Below are 4,374 nucleotides of genomic sequence, written 5' to 3' on the forward strand. Positions count from 1 at the left end.
GGTCGCAGTAAGGCCACGTCACGCGGTAGTGATACGGCGGCGCCATGCGCTCTGGCGGTGCTGTTGAGATGCCGGGTCAGGGTTCGTCCATGCAGTTCGTCCATGTCAGCGGCCCGACGACCAGGTGAGCGATGAGCGGAACTCCGAGCAGGGCGCCGGCGGCGACCAGCCGCCTCGTCACCGCGTGATCAGCTGAGCTCGGGGGACTGTCCGACCGGTGGCTGTGCACGAGGATCACGGCTTCGGCTCGGTTGCGGATGGCTGGGCGGAAAACCTCTGCCGGTGATACCCGAACCTCGTTGTCGATGCCTACAGAGATTAGCGAGGCGGGCAGCAACATGCCGCGCCGGACAGGAACGGACAATGCGATCTCCCGGCTCAGCCGGGGGGCCCATCGCTGAACGTCGACAACAAGTTCGGAAAGCGAACCGGTGAGGATCACGAATATGAGGATAGGAGTCCGCATATCAAGGTGCCATAGGCCGACCGGTCTTGTGGAGATCGGTTAGCTTGGGCGCAATACCTCTGTGGATATGTACCCGGTGACCGCGCGGGCGAGCCGGATGTCGGAAGTGAGCAGAGGGCAACCGGTCTGCACCGCGAGATCGACGAACAGAGCGTCGAAGAAGCGCAGGCTGAGTTGGACAGCCCAGTCCGCCGCCCGTTCGAGCGTTTCAGCATCGGTCGGTCGGATCTCCACGCCGAGATCGTCGATCGCGCGGACCGCCTTGACGTAGCTGTTGCGGTCAAGGAGCCTCGGCACATAGCCCTTGTTGCGTAACACGTGGGCAAGTTCAATCCGTGCGATGTCGGTGGTCACCAGCGCGATTTCGTCGAGCACGAAACGCTTCTGGATTTCGCGGGCATGTTCGTAGCCGTCCTGGGCGAGGAACCACCGGACGAACACCCCGGTATCGACGACGTAGGTCTGTGCGGTCGAGGGGCCGTGAGCTTCCTGCACTGGGACCATGGCGGTCGCGTCCGCCGATGCGTCCCGGGTCTCAGCCACGGGGAATCTCGCGGAACCGGTCGAGCTCCTCGTCCCCACCGGTGACACCCTCCAGCCGCGCCCGTGCCTCCTCGATCGCGGCCATTGCCTCGGTCTTGGTCATCCGTCGCGGTGGCGGCTGCGAGGCGAGTAGTTTCTCACGCCGCAGTGTGTGGACGAGATCGACCAGCTCCCGGAAGCCGGCCAGCCGGGTCTCATGCCGACGGAAGGGCTCCTCGTCAATCCGGAGATAAATCCACCGGGCGCCAGCTGCGACTGTCGCGTCGACGGCCCAGCGGGCGGCCCGGGTGTCCTTCGTCGGCACGTCGGGGTCGGCCAGCCCCTTGGTCTCGATCAGGAAATGGTCGCCGTTGACAAGGCGTGCGACGAAGTCGGGATAGTAGTAGGCAAGCCGTTGCCGCTCGCTGCGGTATTCCAGTGAAAAGCGGGTCTGCCGGGCCAGTTTCGCGAACGAAGAGACATCGCGGCTGCGATCGAGGAACGCGCAGAAGCGGGTTTCCAGCTCGTTGTCACATGGCTGGAGGTTGAATACAGATTTCGTCGCGACGAAGGTGTCCCGGCTCCAGAGGAAGGGCTTCGTGGCAGAAAGCAAGAGTTCTTTGACCTCCCCAGCACCGATGGCGGAGGTTGTCAAGGTTGCCTTGTCCACGGCTTCTCGCACCACAGCGAGGACGGATTCCCGCACGCTGGGTTCCGTGAGTGCCTGGAGGACCACCGGGTCGTCGAAGTCCACCGGGCCGCCGAAGGCCCGGCGTTCGACCCAGCCGCGTACCAGCGGCGCGATGACGGCGAACTGCCCGGTCAGTCGGGTGTCGCGCTGCACTTCATGGGCGAACCAGGCCAGCACCGCGGACGGGTCGTCCGCATGTGGCAGAGGGAACCGCGCGCGTTCGACTTCCTGGCCGGAGAGCAGGTCCCGGCCGATGTAGTCGATGGTCTCACTCCGCAGGGTGTCGGGCAGCGCCAACCGGCGTTCGGGCAAATCCTCGACCCGCAGTGTCGACAGGCCGGCCGTGGTGCGGCTCAGCACGCGGGGAGTAACGGGACGCCGATGTCGTAGGCCAAGCGGTCCGGCTCGACGGTCACCACCTGCCCGCTCGGCCCGGTGTCGTCGAGGCTTTCCCGTCCGACGCCAGCGTACTCGGCGTCGTCGAGAGCCTTGTCCCAGAGATTGCGAAACGCCTCGTGGTCGATGATGACGACGCTTTCATCGACACCGGAACCGGGCGGTGTCATCCGCCGCAATCCTCGCCCCAAGGTCTGTTCCGGTAAAATATTTGCTTTCGCTGTCAACGGTCGCAGCGGCACGATCACGCTGACGTTCCGTACATCCCAGCCCTCGCGGAGCATGAGGACGCTGACGATCGCGCGGTACGGGCTGTCGGGTAGGTCGACTTCACGTGCCCACCTCCGGGCTTCTTCCAGCTCGTCGGTCCTGATCTCGCCCTTGTTCCTGCCGCTCAGGTTGACGTGCAGGGTGAGCACCCGGCCGGACAGGTCGTGCAACGTTTCGAGATGACGGGCGATCTGGTCGGCGGACGTCGTATCCGCGGCCATGACGAACAGCAGGGGCATCCGTCCGGTCGGTTCCAGCGCTTTCCGGAAGTCCCGCCACTTCGCGACCCCGGCGCCGATCCGCTGCCGGTACCGGACAGAGGCGTCATCACTGACCTCCTCGGGTGGGCCGCCGGACAACTCGCCGATCACCGGCCGTTTGACGATACCGTCCTCGATCGCCTGACTGAGCGGGTAGTCGACGACAGTCTCGGGGAAGGTCCGCCCCTGCTGGTCACGCGGTGTAGCGGAAAAGTCGAGCTGCGCGACCACGCCGCGTTCTGCGAGTTCGTGCAGCCGCCGGATGGTCTGAACCACTTTCAGCGGTTCCCGCGTTTCGGACTGGATCTCGTCGTGGACGTGGTGTGCTTCGTCGTCGACCACGAGAACCCTGCCTCGGGCCGCGAGCCGGCGCAGTGGCGGGTCGGCCGCTACCGGATCCCTTGGCGGTCGGCGGCCGACGATCGCGTCAACGGGGTTCGCCGATCTGGGCTCCGGCCGTTCGTACAGGGCCTGGACGTTGGTCAGCAGCAGAACCCCGGGCGCGGCCAGCGGGATCGGGTCGTGGCGCAGGCAGACCGCCAGGTCGAAGTCGCGCCGCCATTCCGGTGGGAGCACCGGGTCCCGCCGGAAGATCCGGGCGTGTTCGAAGTCGTCCCGTAGCCGTTCGAAGACGATCAGATTCGGTGCTGTCACCAGCGACGTGGTCGACATCGGCGAGTCGGGTTCCCGCAGCGCGTGGAAATACGACCAGGCGATCGCCAGGCTCATCACCTTGGTCTTACCGGAACCGGTGGCCATTTTGACCACGTAGCGGGCGAAATCGCGCGGCTCGACGGGAAGCTCCTGGCGAAAATGGAGGACCATCTCGTGGGCGGTCCGGATGCCGACGACTTCGTGCAGGTAGATCAGCGTCTCTATCGCCTCGCGCTGGCAGAAGTACCAGCGGAACGGAACGCCCGGCTCGATCTCGTGTTCCTCGAGGAACCAGTGTTCCAGCAGCCGCTGGGTGGTGTTGCTCGCGCCGGGGTACCCACCGCTGCGCCAGGCCGTGACTTCGGCTCGCACTGCCGGTACCAGTGGTGCGACACTGCCCCGCCGCGTCGCCGGAATGGCGTACGGATCGGCCCGGGTAAGGGTCTCAGCGGATGTGGCTGTCACGGGACGGTTACCGCGACGGCCGTGGTGGTGTCGTTTCCGAAGACGTCGACGACCTTCACCAGGACGGTGTAGGAGCCAGGGCCGTCATACGTGTGCTCGGCGGTCAGCTCAAGCGTGCGTTGGGCGCGGGTACGAAAGCTCTGCCAGGCATTGCGGAAGGTGTCCGTGTCCCCCTCGGAACCGAAGGTGAAGTCGACCGCCCAGTAGTCGACATAGTCGCTCCAGCCGGAGATCTTGTCGCGGACACCGGCCGGTATCAGGTCGGGATTCGACAGGGTGAAGTTGGCAAGGGTCACCGCGACTGTTCGCCGCCGGAGTCTCGTCTCGACCGTGACATAGGCGAGTTCGTGGAAGGTGATCTCCCCGGCGGCGACGTTGCGCGGGTCCATAACCTCCCGCGGGATGCGCTGGAGGGAGAGCTGTACCCCGGCGGCGCGGGCCTCGTCCTGGACCAGCTCGTGCAGGCCCATCTCCCATTCCCAGCCCAGCACGTCCAGGCTGTGATACCCGGCGGCGCGTGCCTCATCAAGGGCGTCCTTGATCTGAGCGTGGGAGACAGCCGCGTCGACCGCTCCGACGTGCACGGCGTGTGTGCCCTGAGTGCCGTGGATGAAGGTGAAACCTGTGGCGGGTGTCGCTCCGTACAGGTC

4 protein-coding genes and 1 pseudogene are annotated in these 4,374 nt (G+C 65.7%); all 5 read right to left on the reverse strand.

Annotated features, from left to right (window positions below):
* Positions 1-76 precede the first annotated feature (76 nt).
* Positions 77-466 carry a JAB domain-containing protein gene (locus tag U9980_RS23295; RefSeq protein ID WP_322769893.1) on the reverse strand — a complete coding sequence of 130 codons (390 nt, stop codon included), beginning with the start codon at positions 464-466 and terminating at the stop codon, positions 77-79.
* Positions 467-505: 39 nt separating this feature from the next.
* A complete protein-coding gene (locus U9980_RS23300) occupies positions 506-1,009 on the reverse strand; it encodes a type II toxin-antitoxin system VapC family toxin (RefSeq protein ID WP_322769894.1) in 504 nt (167 codons plus the stop codon).
* Positions 1,002-2,039 (reverse strand): hypothetical protein, encoded by a 1,038-nt coding sequence (locus U9980_RS23305; RefSeq protein WP_322769895.1) that lies wholly within the window; start codon positions 2,037-2,039, stop codon positions 1,002-1,004. Before U9980_RS23305 ends, U9980_RS23300 begins: the two co-directional genes overlap by 8 nt.
* Positions 2,033-3,724 carry a DEAD/DEAH box helicase gene (locus U9980_RS23310; protein ID WP_322769896.1) on the reverse strand — a complete coding sequence of 564 codons (1,692 nt, stop codon included), beginning with the start codon at positions 3,722-3,724 and terminating at the stop codon, positions 2,033-2,035. Before U9980_RS23310 ends, U9980_RS23305 begins: the two co-directional genes overlap by 7 nt.
* Positions 3,721-4,374 (reverse strand): annotated as a pseudogene (locus U9980_RS23315) (site-specific DNA-methyltransferase); the annotation flags it as partial. The pseudogene U9980_RS23315 and the gene U9980_RS23310, both read right to left, overlap by 4 nt.

Source organism: Protofrankia sp. Cr1 (genome assembly GCF_963555865.1).
Classification (GTDB): Bacteria; Actinomycetota; Actinomycetes; order Frankiales; family Frankiaceae; genus Protofrankia.